Annotated in this window: 13 protein-coding genes; 4 read left to right on the top strand and 9 right to left on the bottom strand. The window is 57.5% G+C overall.

All coding sequences use genetic code 11. The features are described from left to right. Positions 1–96 precede the first annotated feature (96 nt). The 3 genes from EXE44_RS10825 to EXE44_RS21375 all read right to left on the bottom strand — a co-directional run bounded on the left by EXE44_RS10825 (position 97) and on the right by EXE44_RS21375 (position 2,909). The gene (locus EXE44_RS10825; protein ID WP_137717150.1) at positions 97–708 is read right to left on the bottom strand and encodes a hypothetical protein; all 612 of its coding nucleotides are present in this window, start codon (positions 706–708) and stop codon (positions 97–99) included. 9 nt (positions 709–717) lie between these two features. Continuing rightward, positions 718–1,914 (bottom strand): hypothetical protein, encoded by a 1,197-nt coding sequence (locus EXE44_RS10820; RefSeq protein ID WP_137717149.1) that lies wholly within the window; start codon positions 1,912–1,914, stop codon positions 718–720. A 284-nt stretch (positions 1,915–2,198) separates the two neighbouring features. Then, positions 2,199–2,909: a hypothetical protein gene (locus EXE44_RS21375; protein ID WP_241988405.1), complete on the bottom strand. Its 711-nt coding sequence runs from the start codon at positions 2,907–2,909 to the stop codon at positions 2,199–2,201. Positions 2,910–3,401: 492 nt separating this feature from the next. On the opposite strand from EXE44_RS21375, the gene EXE44_RS22210 reads away from it, so the two are divergent. Continuing rightward, the gene (locus EXE44_RS22210; RefSeq protein ID WP_274595375.1) at positions 3,402–4,139 is read left to right on the top strand and encodes an HU family DNA-binding protein; all 738 of its coding nucleotides are present in this window, start codon (positions 3,402–3,404) and stop codon (positions 4,137–4,139) included. A 302-nt stretch (positions 4,140–4,441) separates the two neighbouring features. Here EXE44_RS22210 and EXE44_RS10805 read toward each other — a convergent pair whose 3' ends face one another. The 4 genes from EXE44_RS10805 to EXE44_RS10785 all read right to left on the bottom strand — a co-directional run bounded on the left by EXE44_RS10805 (position 4,442) and on the right by EXE44_RS10785 (position 11,347). Then, on the bottom strand, positions 4,442–6,217 hold the full coding sequence (locus EXE44_RS10805; RefSeq protein ID WP_137717148.1) for a PAS domain S-box protein: 1,776 nt from the start codon (positions 6,215–6,217) through the stop codon (positions 4,442–4,444). 468 nt (positions 6,218–6,685) lie between these two features. Beyond that, positions 6,686–7,090 (bottom strand): hypothetical protein, encoded by a 405-nt coding sequence (locus EXE44_RS20775; protein WP_199241202.1) that lies wholly within the window; start codon positions 7,088–7,090, stop codon positions 6,686–6,688. Beyond that, on the bottom strand, positions 7,087–9,975 hold the full coding sequence (locus EXE44_RS10795) for a helix-turn-helix transcriptional regulator (RefSeq protein ID WP_137717147.1): 2,889 nt from the start codon (positions 9,973–9,975) through the stop codon (positions 7,087–7,089). The genes EXE44_RS20775 and EXE44_RS10795 overlap by 4 nt, the downstream gene beginning before the upstream one ends. A 1,063-nt stretch (positions 9,976–11,038) precedes the next feature. Continuing rightward, entirely contained in the window at positions 11,039–11,347 is a 309-nt protein-coding gene (locus EXE44_RS10785) for a helix-turn-helix transcriptional regulator (protein WP_137717145.1), read from the bottom strand. A gap of 376 nt (positions 11,348–11,723) precedes the next feature. Here EXE44_RS10785 and EXE44_RS10780 point away from each other — a divergent pair, with 376 nt between their 5' ends. The 3 genes from EXE44_RS10780 (at position 11,724) to EXE44_RS10770 (ending at position 13,109) form a co-directional block, all read left to right on the top strand. Further along, entirely contained in the window at positions 11,724–12,053 is a 330-nt protein-coding gene (locus EXE44_RS10780; protein ID WP_137707042.1) for a helix-turn-helix domain-containing protein, read from the top strand. Continuing rightward, on the top strand, positions 12,054–12,389 hold the full coding sequence (locus tag EXE44_RS10775; RefSeq protein ID WP_137717144.1) for a repressor phrH2: 336 nt from the start codon (positions 12,054–12,056) through the stop codon (positions 12,387–12,389). A gap of 81 nt (positions 12,390–12,470) precedes the next feature. Then, positions 12,471–13,109, top strand: coding sequence for a hypothetical protein (locus EXE44_RS10770; RefSeq protein WP_137706951.1), 639 nt, complete (start codon positions 12,471–12,473; stop codon positions 13,107–13,109). On the opposite strand, the gene EXE44_RS10765 is transcribed toward EXE44_RS10770, so the two are convergent. Further along, entirely contained in the window at positions 13,083–13,580 is a 498-nt protein-coding gene (locus tag EXE44_RS10765) for a hypothetical protein (protein WP_137694983.1), read from the bottom strand. The genes EXE44_RS10770 and EXE44_RS10765 overlap by 27 nt on opposite strands. Further along, positions 13,577–14,167, bottom strand: a complete 591-nt coding sequence (locus tag EXE44_RS10760; RefSeq protein WP_137694984.1) for a hypothetical protein — start codon at positions 14,165–14,167, stop codon at positions 13,577–13,579. Before EXE44_RS10760 ends, EXE44_RS10765 begins: the two co-directional genes overlap by 4 nt. Positions 14,168–14,299: the final 132 nt, after the last annotated feature.

Here is a 14,299-nt window from a genome sequence, read left to right as displayed (position 1 = left end):
CCGTTTTGAGAGCCTGACCCGGTGCGAGTGGGCTGACCACTGTATCGCGGAGTGTCTCTCACGGGATCGGCACACCAGCTAGCCTGGCGTGTTGACTTACGCTAAGTACGCCGGGACCGACTCCCACGCTGTCGGGGCGAGTTCAATCTGGTCTGGGGCCATGACGGAGCCGATCGTGACTCGCTTGTCGAAGGGATTGACGCGCCCGACTGAGATGGCGCCGACGGTGGCGAGGTCGCGTTCGATCCGGGCCGCCGAGATGTCGGCGTTCGTTACGACCACCACCATCGCGCCGTAGTCGTTGGCAAAGGCCCGGTGGAGGCGGTCACGGAGTCGGTTGGTCGAGGCCTGATACACGACCTCAACGACAAGTTGGATCGGATCCGTAATGCGGACGTCGGCGATGATGTACTCGGTGTCGCCCCCGACGCGTTTCTCGAGATCTATCGCAATCGTCCGGGGGGCGACCGGCAGCCAGTTACAAAGTCGTTTGCTGACGAGTTCTTGTCCAAGACGGTGATACTGTGAGACATTGCCGAGGCTCTGGCAGGTCTCGGTGGTGGCGTGGACAAACGTCCCGGGCGTCTGGTGGTCGCTCGTTGCCGTGAGTGGCGCGTCACAGAAGAGACACCGATACTGGCCGGTTGCTGGGGCAAGAGGTGACGTTGGGTTCGTCACAACGCGGCTGGCCTCCGTGTCAATGGCCACGAACACGGGTTACGCCTCCCTGAGTTGCGTGCTAAGATCACGACAGCGGGTTTCAATCTGCGCGAACAGATTGATCAACAGTGTCGTTTCCCGATCCGGATCGGTGACGGAGACGGCTTCTTTGACAAACTGGACCTGCCTGGCGAGGTCCTCGAGCTCATCCGCACAAGTGGTGGTGACTGGTGGCTCGTCGGCCTCGTCGGCCTCATCGGCCCGCTGTTCGCCAAGCAGTGTTGCGGCGGTTGCGAATGCCGATGGCGACAGGGTGTGTTCGTCGTCCTCGTCGCTCGCTGAATCGTCGGGGGGCGTCTCGGCTGCCAGCCGGGTCTGGGCTGCGTCGTCACTGCCGTCGGGGGTGACTGTCTCGCGGGCAGTGTCTGACGGCAGGGCGCTGGCTTCTGGTGGCGACTCGACTGGCTCGTCACCGCTTGCTTCATCAGCAACCAGCGCTGCTACCTGCCCAGTCGCGAGTAGCTTTTCGCGTGCTGCTGTTGGCAGTTCTGTTGAGATGATGGAGTAGAGATCCTCACCGGCGTCGTGTCGGGCCTGTAGTGCGTCGAGGACGTCAGCGTAGTTCCGACACGTTTTGCGGGGATAGTTTTTCGAGCACGCTGTGTAGGTGGCGATCGTCTCAGACGACGCCTCAGGGAGTGCGAGTCGCGTGATCAAAATCGCCTGCTGTTTCGTCGTGAGGGTTGTGAATGTCGGCGTCGCATCATCACCGCACAAATGCGGATGATAGAACTTGGTGACCGCGTGGTTGACTGTCCGCTCGATAGGCGGTTCCCACGGGGTGTCTGCGAGTGCGTCGTGGACCCGCTCAGTGAGCGCCGTGCGGTCGCTGAGTGTTGGGTTCCGTGTCGCAACGAGGAGTGCGCTGACCTCCTTGTGTGAGAGCTGGTCTGGAAAATCCTCGCGGGTGACGCTGGTGGGGGCAGCTGTGTCAGGACTGTCGGGTTGCCGTTCGGTGGTCCCCTCGGCTGTCGTGACGCGTATCACCGTGTCCGAATCGAACCCGTCGCATGAGTCGTGGGCGTCATCATCGGCCCGGGTGAGATGGACGCGCGTAAACACCGCCTGGGTGTAGCGTGCCTCACAAACGGGGCACTCGTACTGCGGTTGCTGTTCATGTGTCGGGGACGGTGTCACCGAGGTGGTCCGTGCTGCTGGCGTCGAGTCGTGTGCCGGGGGGACGGAGTCGCTCATGATCTCTGGGTGCCGTCTCGGTGGTAGCGTGTCCAGCAGTGTAACTAATGGGCGATTAAGCGGGGTGAGTACGAGGCCGGCCTCGCTGACCCTCTCCGTTGTGGCGCTGTGCTCGCTGGTTTCTTGAATATAGGGCTCTGTTGAAATCCTATTCTACAGACATGTTCTCGCCTGAAAGACCTGGTCGCTGAAGAGTGCGTATTGACCACTCAGAATTCTACCAGCTCAGAGGGATGTTTCGATAACCGTGCGAGATACAGAGCGCAAATTGGGTACCGACTACTCTACACATCGATGTCCTGTGTGTCTGGATGATTGACATATTTCTCCAACTCACAGGAGAGTGAGGAGGACGGTTCAGTGGAGAGGGCGTCCCGCGTACGTTGCCACTCTTCATGACGGCACAAGACGTACACAGGAATCTCCTCTAGTTCGAGAATTGACGCAATTGCGAATCGATGGTACCCTTCTACCCAGTATATCTCACCGGTTCGAGAGATAGCAACAAGCGGATCTAAATGATTCGCATACGCATCTTCGAATTCGTTATCCTCGGTCGCCATTTCGTGGTAAGCGGCTGCATTCGAGCGGTACCCGTCATCACGTATCGATTCGAAGAGATTATCGAGATACGCACACCGAACCCTCACATACTCTGATGGGTTTTCATACCCTCGCACTGTCTCACGCTGCTCAAATTGCTCCGCTACGTACTTGAAAAGAGTTGTATCTTCCCATGCGTAGCTTTCTTGAAATCTCTCGCTGAGCCCGCGATAAATAACAGTGTCTCGGAGATGCGAGCAGTTGCTCGTGTCGTCCCACTCTCCACCTTCCACTCGACCGAGTCCCCAGTTAAGTTGAAGATTCGGATGGTACCATTCCACTGCTGCTGGACTCACCGAGAGAAGCCTCCACGGGGAGGCCGGAGCCTCGTAAGAACGCTGATTTGCGTGGTGGTGCCACGCAGTGTAATAGCGAAACTGTTCAAGATCCATGTCCATACCTTGTATTCAGACGGGGGATATTTGTATTGACAGATACTCCCGACTGGGAAACATCCCACGCAGTACTGAGTGATACGTGAGGCCCCTGTATTGACCGCAAGCGGATCAGAATGTATCACCTGTTGAGGATTTCAACAGAGCCGAATATAGCGCGTGAGTCGTGTCACTCGTTCTCCTCAGATTTCGTCAGGTCCGATCGTTCAGTACACACCATCTCGTGTGTGTCTGTTTGAGGAACTCTCCACCACCCCACGCGTATTAAAATCTAGGAGAGAAACGCTCCATTCGTCTGAATTCACCACTTTGAACCGCCTGTACACCGGGTGAATCAGTGCCTATACAACGCCTGCTGTCGCGAAGTGTCTCCGTTCCACAGCGAACGTCCTGGTCCGTGTTTGCTTTCAGACAAACGCAGGACGCGATATAATAACAGAGATGTGAAAATTTAAATAATATTATATAGTCACAGAGCGTTAGAGGAGTGTGAGTAAAGGTATCATGTCACAAAAATATCTCTCGCGACGAACCGTCCTGCGGAGGGGTGCTATCCTCTCGACGGTCATCGGACTGGGTGCGGTAACGATGACTGGTCAGGCCGCGGCGATGAACAAAGCGGAACTGATCGAGGCGATGGCGAGCGAATCCGGACTGAGTAAGGCTGACGCGAAGCGGACGCTTGACGCGTTCACCCACGCGACGACGAGAGCCTTGGCGAAGGGTGATAGCGCCGTGCTGGTCGGATTCGGGTCGTTCAGTATCTCAAAGCGCTCTGCCCGGACAGGGCGAAATCCGAGCTCTCGAAACGGGCCCGAGGACGACTCGCCGGTGACGTTCGATCCCTGCCCGGAGTTCGCGGCCGCCCTCGATCTCAACCCCGGCAAGGGTGACGAGGCTAGCGCCACGTGCCGGCTTGCTGACGTGGTGATCGACGCGGAGTACATCGCGGGCACAGCGGGACGCTCGGATGAGAGGATATCGGAGGACGACGCCAAGCGGGCGCTCGAAGCCTTCATCAACGTGACGACGAAGGCGCTAAAAAAGGGCGATCGGCTGTCGGTGGGTGGGAGCGAAGACGAGAATGAGGGGTTCGGCACGTTTAGCATCTCGAAGCGGTCAGCCCGGACCGGGCGAAACCCGCAGACCGGAAAGGAGATCCAGATCGCGGCGAAGAACGTGGTCAAGTTCAAGACGGGTGCCGAACTCTCGAAAGCCGTCAACTAAACCGTCGGCGGCGTGTTATCTTCGAGACCGACCTCTCTGTCGTTGGCTACAACGAGAGTCTAGGAAAACTACTGATTTCGCGTCTCCGAGACTCACTCCCCATGAGCGTCGGTATTTTTTCTGAACTGCCAGAGTTACCTATCCTTAATTCGCAAGCGCCATCTCTCGGCTCATTCAGGATCTTAGTGGGAAACCCAAGCAGTCCGTGTGCTGATGCTGATCCGTTGCGGATACAGCTCCGTAGTAGCCTCAGGTGATCCTGTGACGCGACATCTGCCGAACAGGGTGAATATAAGCCACAGCTACGACTCCCTGATGAACTCAACTCCGGTGATCTCAAATCGAGCCCCTCCCGTGGGACTTTCGGCCACCCGTATGTCCCATCCGTGAGCCGAAACAATCTGTTCGACAATCTTCAACCCAAATCCGATCCCGTCGTCTTTCGTGGAGTAGCCCGCAGTAAATACATCTGAACGTCTGTCTTCGGGGATCCCGGGGCCATCATCTTCGATATAGAAACCATCCGCATCAACGCCGACTGTAACGGTTACCTCTGGACCTCCGTGCATGAGTGCGTTGCTAAACAGGTTCTCAAGGAGTTGGCAGAGCCGATCGTCATCAGCGACAATTGCAACCGCTGCGGGCGTTTCATCCGCGTACTGTAAGGTCGCGTCCTCTGTTTGATCCGCGACCATCTGCCAGGCAGTACGTAGTGTCTCTTGGAGCTCGATCGCATCTTTCGACCCAATATCTCGTCCTTCACGCGTTAACCAGAGCATGTCCTCCGTCAGTCGCTCAATACGGTCTAATGCGGTCTCAATTGGTGGAAGATGCTCACTGTCACAGTCCTCATGGACGAGATCTAACCGTCCCTGCGCGACGTTGAGCGGACTCTGAAGATCATGACTCACGACACCAGCAAATTCAGTGAGCCGTTGGTTCTGCTGCTCTAATTTCTTCTCATTTTCTTTGCGTTCTGTTATATCTCGCAAAATCCCGACTGAGCCCTCGAACTCCTCGCCGCGATAGGGCAAGACTCCCATGTGGTCTTCACATGGAATCGCCTCTCCGTCCTTGGATTGAATCTCAATCTCGAATTGGATACTGCTTGGGCCATCCGAAGACAGGATTCGCCCAAGAGCCGCTTCCGCCCGGTCGACAGCGTCGGCAGATTTGACGAGCGTTGGTGGTGACCCGAGGATCGTTTCCCGGTCGTAGCCCACCATTCTGACAAACGCGTCGTTGACGTACTCGAACTGGCCCGCTTCGTTGAGTACGTAGACCGGGTCTTCGATCGTCTCCATGAGCGTTCGGAAGCGAATCAGTTCTGTTTGGCGCGCTTGTTCAGCAGACAGATCCCGAACTGTACAAATCAACTCCCCAGAAGCTGTCTTTGTGAGACGGTGATCTTCTGGAAACGTCGTCCCATCGGCTCGAAGCCCGGTCGTTTCACCACTCCAATACCCGCCGTCATCTACTGACGGCAGGATCTCGTTTCGGACGAGCTCGACATCCTCGTCGAGATAGAGTTTTTGCCAGTGTTCGCCGATGAGTTGGTCACGCTCATAGCCATAAATATCCGTATAAGCTTCGTTTGCGTAGGCGAATCTGCCAGTCTCATCGAGCAGACTAATCCCTACTTGCGCAGTTTCAATCGCTTTTTGCTGTCGCTCCTGCGCAGCTTCCGCATGATATTGGTCGACAACGTTGCGGACACGGTTCGCCAATACAGTGTACTGATCCCTGCCACCTTGTTTTTGAATATAGTCGGTGACGCCAGCCGAAATTGCCTCACTGGCGATCTCTTCGGATCCCTTGCCAGTAAACAAAATCACGGGGAGGTTCGGCGCTATCTCACGGATGCGTTCTAGAAAGTCGATCCCGTCTTTGTTCGGCATATCATAGTCAGTGATGATACAATCGAACTCAGTGAGAGCAAACTGGTCGAATGCGTCATTGGGACTCGTTGCTGTCTGGACAGCAAAGTCATCAGCCTCACGCTCCAGAAATTCCGTCACTAGGTCAGCGAAAGCACGGTCGTCATCAACATGAAGAATATTGACTGTACTCTCTTCCATAGTGAGTCGGAATACAACCGGCCCTAAGAAGATACCGTCCAGTTCTCCACGGCTTAGAATCTCATATCTCGTGTTTCACCCGATTTGGCAGCGCGCGCATCCGACGGTGACGTTGTTTTGCCGCCCTCGCGTTCCGTGTCGACCGGTCTGTTCTTGACGATGTCGGCGACGCCACGAGAGGCTGCTCTCGCTGTGATCGACCCTTGTCACGAGCTTGGAGCGTCTGTCGCCACGTTCGACTGTGGCGGGGCCTCGTGTTCTATGCGCCAGCGTCCAGTGGGACACCATACGACACGCACGGATGACTGCGTTTCACGCAGCGTTCTAGCCAGCAATCGCGAGATCTGCGCCATCGTATTAACCAACAACACGATGAATTGTCGGACTGCGTTGGTTAACACACGACACCTCTTCGTATACGCGGGCCAGTCTCTCTGGTTGGGATCTTCGTTTCTGTCGGTTGAGCCACTACGGCTCTGAGCGGATCGTCGCATCAATTTCACCGAGTGGCCACTCCGCGGCGTGACTTGGCTCATAGGCTGCCCAGGCGGCCCGCAGGACGAGGAGCGCTGTTGGGAGTTCGGGGCCTGGAGCGATGAGCTTCCGATCAGGATTGTAGGTGATGAGGTCTGCCTCTGCGAGTCGCGGCAGATGTGTCTGAATCAGTGAGACGTACACGTTCTGATATCGATCGCCGGTCGCTGCCGACAGTGGGACCGCATCAAGCAGGGCTGTTACACGGCGCGCAACCGGCCGGACGGGATACGGGGGCGTGGTGTTCGCTCCAACGACCAGCAGGACATAACAGCGCCGTTGCCGCCGTAACATCTCATACAGCTCGCACATCTCATCGAGCGGCGGGCTGTGGCTCATCGCGGCCCTCCCTGGCGGCGTGGGATCTGCGCGGGGTGAGGTGTTGGGACGAGGCGACAGTCGGCTGTGGTGCGTGTGACACTGCGGGGCCACGGCGTGCGTGACCGGCCTCGCTGTCGCTGTCCGGGGGTAGATATCCCGGAGCGAGCGCTCAGTCGTGTCGACCGGCAGTCGCGTGGCGGTATGATTGGATTTGGTGGGCGACAGTCGAGTAGCAGACGCCACCGGCGTGGATGGTGGCCGGTTTCTGGCAGTAACCGCGACACCGTGGTCGGCCAGGACAGCCACCATGGAAGCGAGACAGTGGTTGACGCGCCTGGGACTGCGGTCGCATTCGGAAGCACCCGCCACCGCCGGTAGCCGGAGACGGAACAGGGGCGGACCCGTGGGATCGCTTGGACGACGTCGAGGCGGCGGTCGTAACTGCTCTCGGAGATGTCTGCCCGATCGATGATCTCCGTGCGGCCAAGTGGCTGGGATGCCCGACAGAGGGTGGCGTACATCTTGGTCGCCGTCGGGGGAAGATCCGGACGGAACCGCGTGGCAGGGAGGGACGCTGCGGCGCGCTCAACGGCTTCCACAGTCGGCGACGGCTCGCTGTGGCACGCTCGCAACAGACTCTCTGCGGCGTCGTATGGCGACGCATGGCCCGGTGCGTCTCGTGGGCCACAGGACCGAAGCAACAGTCGCACGAGCCGCTGGCGCGTCTGTGCGGTCCAGGTCGTGTCCGTGGTGGCCGCGACTGTCTCCACGACGTCACGGATCGCGGCGTACGTCGTTCCATCTCGGACTGGAATTGTCAGGGTCGGTACCTGTTCTGTGCCGTCAGCGACGGTGTCACGGAGGTTTTTGTTTGTTTGCTCGAGTGCCTTCGTGATTGCTGACTGAAGCTCAGTTATTGTCGGGCCAGCAATCACCCACGAGGCAGTCAACTCGAGCGTGTCGCCGTCGTCGACATCGGGCGGGAGTCGTCGCTTCAACTTCTTTGGGCGAGACTCAAAGAGCAGGCGGTAGCCCGAATGAATCCCGTAGACGCTCTGTTTCGGGACGGTATGCTGGAGGAATTCACACAACTCGCTACGGCACCGCTCGGTGCCAACGACAGTGGCGGTGTCGGGGACGCGAAGGGTGATCGTGAGATCGACTCCAGCGGCGTGATACAGATGGGTTGCCGTCGCGATGAGCCCGTGGAGGTCTTCGAACAACGCCGCGCGGGCCGCTGTGTCGGTGCTGCCGCGATGGTCGCTGAGCCGAGCGAGCAGCTCGTTCCGGACCTGTTCAATTCGGGTCCGCCACTGAGCGTACTGTTCCTCGTCGGCACTGAACCAGCCAACTTGGTGCCCACGACGGAGCGTCCGCCCAGCGGCAGTGTCGAACGCCCCGTCGTGGATGGCGGAGAACCCGTGGCCGACACGGGAGGGCGTCAGGATCTTGTTCAGCGCCTGCTCGCTGAGTAAGACTGCCGCGAGACGTCCCAACGTGGCCAAGGCTCCGCCCCATTCGATGATAACAAGCGTCTCGTCATGGTGGTGGCTGAGGTAGGTGACGCGGCTGTCGTCGAAGCCGGTTACCGGATCGTCGACGAGGGTGATTCCGGATCCACGAGCCGGGATGGTGAATCGCCGGTGAAGCGACTCGTTTTGAAGTGTTTCATCGGGGCTATCAAGCCACTGGACGAATGCGGCGTCGCCCTCTGGGGTGCCAGTCGATGCGAGCCAGTCGTCGATAGCAGTCGATGGCTTCCTTGCTGTGGCCTCCCGGCGGGGAGACACTGTACTTGTGCTGTCGTGAGGGGTGTCGGTAAGACCCTCGTCAAGTCGACGTTGGTCCGGATGGACGAGGTCGTACTCGGCATCAAGACACTGGTTGACGGCCGTGGCGCCGCGATCGGATAGCCGAACGGTATTGCGCTGGCCACGACGGTCGACAGAGACGAGCCCGCGTGCTTCGAGATCCAGGACATACCGGCTGACAGTCCCTGCCTCGATATCGATCGCCTGATCCTGTTTGAGATCCCGGTAGCTCCGCCCCTGGTCTGGCATGAGATTTCCGAGGAGCCGGCGTTTCCCGGGTGCGGACGCAAGTTCAGCGAGGCTCCCCCACACTGATTGGGTGGCGTCACCAACGGCGTCTCGTTCATCGGAACCGTGGTGTCCTTGGGAGGGGGACCGATCCCGGCTGTGCGTAAGACCGAGATGGATCTCACTCCACCGTGGGTACCGCCGAGCGAGCTCCCGCTGGACTGCTGGCGAGGCGACCACACGGACATCGAACCCGTCCGCGAGGACGGCGATCGCCGCGAGTGCGCGGACGCCGGTCCGGCGGTCAGTGAGGTCGGTCCACGCCGGGCCATCGAGCGCGAGTGTGATTGCCCGTGGGCTGGGATCGAACGCTTGGTGGAGCGCAACCGGGCCCTTCGCGAGCGCTCCGAGGCCGGCGTTGACCGCGCCGCGGCCCGTACCCACTGCTTCGACCGTCTCGATCAATGACTCATGACGGCGTACATGACACGGTGAACCGGTGGATTCGTCGACTTCCGAGAGCGCAAGCTCGGTGATCGCTTGCGTGTACGCGACTGCCTCCGCGGTCGCGTCGCCCCACGTGTCATCCTGGGCGTTCCACCCGGGGAGTGTCTCGTCGAGAATTGACGTGCTCGCCCGCCAGGCGTCGGCGTGGGCTGCCTCTGTGCGAACTGTTTCGATGCTTGCCGGACGAAGCTGTTCGAGGACCGTGGGAACCCAGTCGGTCAGCCGAGGTGTGATGTTCTGGCAGCGGATGCCGGCAGTGTCATACTGCGTGGTTGGGCCCACAAGGTGGACGCCACGCTCGTGGTCCTGGCCGGCGGGCTGTGAGTGCCCGCTTCGGGCCTGATTGCTGACAGGCATCACTTGGGTGGCTCCCAGCAGTTGATGACTGCGACGAGCTGCCGAAGCAGCTCCCGGATGTACTGACGGACCGTCCGCGAGACTGGGTCGACACCCTGCGCCACTCGGAGTGCGGCCGCGAGTTCAGGATGGCGTGTCTCGTCGACAGTCCGCGTGGCCCGGAACAAGGCCGCCCGCACACCGGCCGCGTCATTGGTAGTGCTCGCAGTGAGCGCCTGCTGAAGGTGGGCGATTATCGCGTGGGGGGCGTCCGGGTCTGCTGTTGGCTGTGTGGACAGACGCGTCGGGTGGCGCTTGGGCCCTCGTTGTTGAAGGTCGGTGTGAGGTGGTGACCGCATCAGTCATCCCCCTCTGCTTTCGGTGGGCGCGTGACCGTCACTTGCGTCTGGGCCTCGCGCCGTCGCTGTCGTTGGGTCGCCGTCGGCGTGACCTGCTCCGCGAGTGGTGTCTCCGGTGGCAGCCAGCGGATCGTCGTCGTTGCTGGCGCGCTCACGCCGAGTGGAACCGGCTCGACGAGAATCGGCCACGTTGACTGGGTCGCCGCGTCTGAGGCGATTCCGATACGCCCGGCGACAAGCAGTTCGTGGACGCCGAGTGTGAACACCTCTTGGTGGCGATGTTCGTTGTGTGCGCACACGCAGTGGCCGACCTCGTGGGTTCGCTGGTCTGCCGGCTTAGAGACGTACGCGACAACGTCGTCGCCCTCAGTGAACGAACGCCCGCAGTGTTGGCAGGCGCCCGACGTAGATGCGAGCGACAGCTGATCGAGACTTGTGGTGAGCGCGGGTGCGGGGTGGACTGGCGGCGCTGATCCTGCGTCAGAGTGTTGCTCCCGGCTCATGGCTCTCGGTTCACATGCGCCAGGGACTGGCCACAGTACCAGCCGCACCGTGGACAGACCCACCCGTTGACGAAGCGGTTGACGAGTCGCTCGCACTCGCGGCAGCGCCAGAGTTTCGTCATTGTGCGCGGCCCTCCACTGCCTGCTGGACGGTGATGTCGTCGTAGTCGCCGGTGAGGCGTTCGCGAGCGTCAAACCGGATGTGCGGCGGGCCAGAGGGGCTCACGCCGTCTCACCCCGTGCTTGCCACACGCGGCGCGCTTGTATCGCGTGGCGGGCCGCGTCGGTGAGACTGTATTCGTTAGTGCGTCCGTCGCGCGGCTTCTGGGTAACGAGGTCATGCTCGACAAGGATGTCGAGGTTCTGGTATAGGCGGCTGTGGTTGATCTCTTCGCCGTAGTAGTCGGCGAGGTCCGCTTTCAGGGCCGTCCCCTTCTGGGCGTTCTCGTGGGAGAGCGCCCAGAGGAGGTCGCGTTGGAACGCGGTGAGGTCCGCGAGCGCGTCGCGGTCCGTGGCGCACTCCGCGCTCATGCGTCGACCTCCGCACAGGAGTAACAGACGGGAACGCCGCGCTCGGCGTCAAAGCCGTCAGCCGGCGCTGGGCAGAAGGCGCAGCCGCCGTCGGTTTCGCTCGATTCTCCGGTCGTCGCGCAGGGCTTAAGCCCCGCAGTTGCCATCGTCAGCATGGTTCTGTGGTCTCAGCACAGAACCCGACCCGGCCGGGTGTTGGAGCACCGCGGCCGGGATTCCTACATTTCATCACGAGCCGAGGGTTCGTCACTCGGGCTCCGTGAGCTACACTATCTGCCTGTTGGTACATTAATGTACCGAACGATTGTTGGCGCTCTTTTGGTTACCAAAAAATCTTATCGAGCGTAATATGGACAAAGGAGTGAGAATTCACCATATGAGATATGCTGGCGGATGGATGACTGCGGCAGACGACCGTATCTTGGAGTATCTATCTGAGAACGAAACTGGGTCTCCAGCCAAAATGAAGAGAGAGGGACCGATCCGGTACTCTCGTCAGCAGATTAACCGGCGATGTAAGCGATTAGCTGAGGAAGATCTCGTACGACACCTAGGAAATGGAGTCTACATCATCACTGAAGACGGTGAAGCATACCTCGACGGTCGGCTCGATACCGAGAACTGGACCTACATTGATGACGACAGTGAGGCTGTCGAGGCGCAGGACCCGACGAACAGCGAGACCTCGAACGGAGGCGCGACCTGAATGCGCGACTCCGTCCCGTGGATGGGCGGTCTCGACGAGCGGATTCTGGAGCGGCTCGCTGGCGACGGTGACGCTGATGCGTGGGAGATCGCGTTCGATATTCGTGGACGGGTTAGTCAGAGTCGGGTGAGCGATCGGTGCGAGATTCTGGCGGATGCTGAGCTCGTCGAGCAGTACGAGCGCGAGATTATCGACGGGCGCTATGAGGTCTACTGGTCGATCACGACGTGGGGCGAGCTATTTCTGAGCGAAGATGTCGATCCGAGCCTCGATGTGCCGGTTCCGAGTCCGCGGCCGCCGCATGCTACAAGGCCCGATTGGTGGGCAGGATTCTGAGATTTGTTATACGGTAGCGATATCGTAGGCGCTGGTTTGTATCCTTAAGATTAATTTACCGGGTCGTGTTCGCGTATCATCATGACCGACCAATCGGCACAATACAGCGTTACCCCAATTATAGAAGATCCACAGCTGGACCGTGGAGACGATTTATGGTTAGATATCTATTTTTCAGGTAATGGTAGCATAGATCACAACAAGCTACACATTCAGTTCCCATTTGCTGACGTTTTTGAGGACGGTGGAAGCGAATTTGTTCAAACAATTAGCGACAATGGTGGCACCGACAAGATTAGAGAAAATGCCTCTAACGTCGGTTATACTATCGGATTGAAAGAAGCCCATTTTCAATATGACGAATCATCTGATTCACCAGAGGAGTTCGGTCGAATTGGGGGAGAAAGAGATCATTCAGGTAATCCACCATTGCTAGTGAAGCTAAGTACAAAACAAGAAGCCAGACCCGGAAATTATACTATCCCAATTACGTTTACCTATCAAGATTCGAATGGAAATGTCAATCAAGATTATAAAGAAGCGTCATTTCATGTGAATTCTTGGCAAGAAGAAAATAGTGAGATTCTAAAGAAGATCGCTGTAATTGCGGCCGCAGCTACTGTACTATCGGTTGTTGGAGGCCCAATAGTGGATGTTATAGAGTGGATCTATCAACTGATATTACAGGCAATATCATTCTATGGTGGTATTCTTAACTAGATCTACCTGATTAAGTTCCTCAGCGCTTCCATTAGCCATTGTGAGGGTGTAGCGATCGCGATGAAGGTAATCTGTCTCAGCAGTGACCGTAAGTATGCCCTCATCTGACTCGAAACCGTCTGTATGTATGTTTAATCTCCTTAAGTCATGATCAAAATTTCCGTGTTCAGTTTGGCCGCATCCTGGATAGAAGGGACCATCAACCTCGAAGTATATTGATAACTCACCACATCCACTGGGGACACGGAATACAACTTTCGCAAAAGCTTTGAGTTCGTCCTCTACGAGATATATCCGGATTATGTTGTTCCTTAATCCATAGGTATCTGGATTTTTATTATCTGTCAAGGGAATTACAGCGACCTCAGGCCTACTTCCAGTTTGTGTATTTCCAGCACCATCGTTACCTTCCCCCCACCCATCGCCAATTGGCAACTTACCTAATGTGATGGGCTGCGAAGATGCCTTCATTTGGCAATAACCTCGCGCTCAAATAACTGAGTGATATATTCAACGTCATTTACATCACCACTTTTCGTATCCTCAGCCTGTATGTTAAGAGATTCGTCAGTATATGTGACCAATATCTCTTGCCCGTTTCTCCTGAATATGAGATCTGCGCGTTCTACAATATACTCGTCAACAACTTCCGAAACATCTAATCCCTCAATCTCATCGTAGGGTTGTAACTCATTTTTATAGAAAACCTCAACCTCAAGGATGTCATCTGCCCTCTTTATAAAATCCCAAATCGCTTGTCGAGAAGGAAAGAGGCCAGGGAATATCTCGAGATCGCCCGGGAGTATTTGTTCTAATTTTCGTACTATCTCTCCGGCCGACGGTGTATCTGACTTCGTACTAACGAGTACTATCTGTGACCCGCTACGATAGGTGATCTCTCCTGAATAGGTTCTTTCTATAGACTCATCAAATGGGTTCTTTTTTACATACTTGAACTGGGCTTTGAGAATCCGCTGATCATCAAATGGGTATTCCTCGATTAGTGGATCAACGTCGATTGCGTCAAATGAGGTAATTTCGAGTTGTCCGTTCGACAAGCTCGGTAGGGATGACTCCCACTGAGAGAAATCCGAGCTAGCTTTACGGACACTGACCATATCTACGTATTACAGCAGGGATATATGGGTCTTTTTACCTCACCATCATATTCCGACGTTCCACTCAGACGG

The organism is Halorubrum sp. SS7 (genome assembly GCF_005435055.1).
Lineage (GTDB): Archaea > Halobacteriota > Halobacteria > Halobacteriales > Haloferacaceae > Halorubrum > Halorubrum salinarum.
Note: the sequence above shows the minus strand (reverse complement) of the source record. Positions and strands in the feature narration are given on the sequence as shown.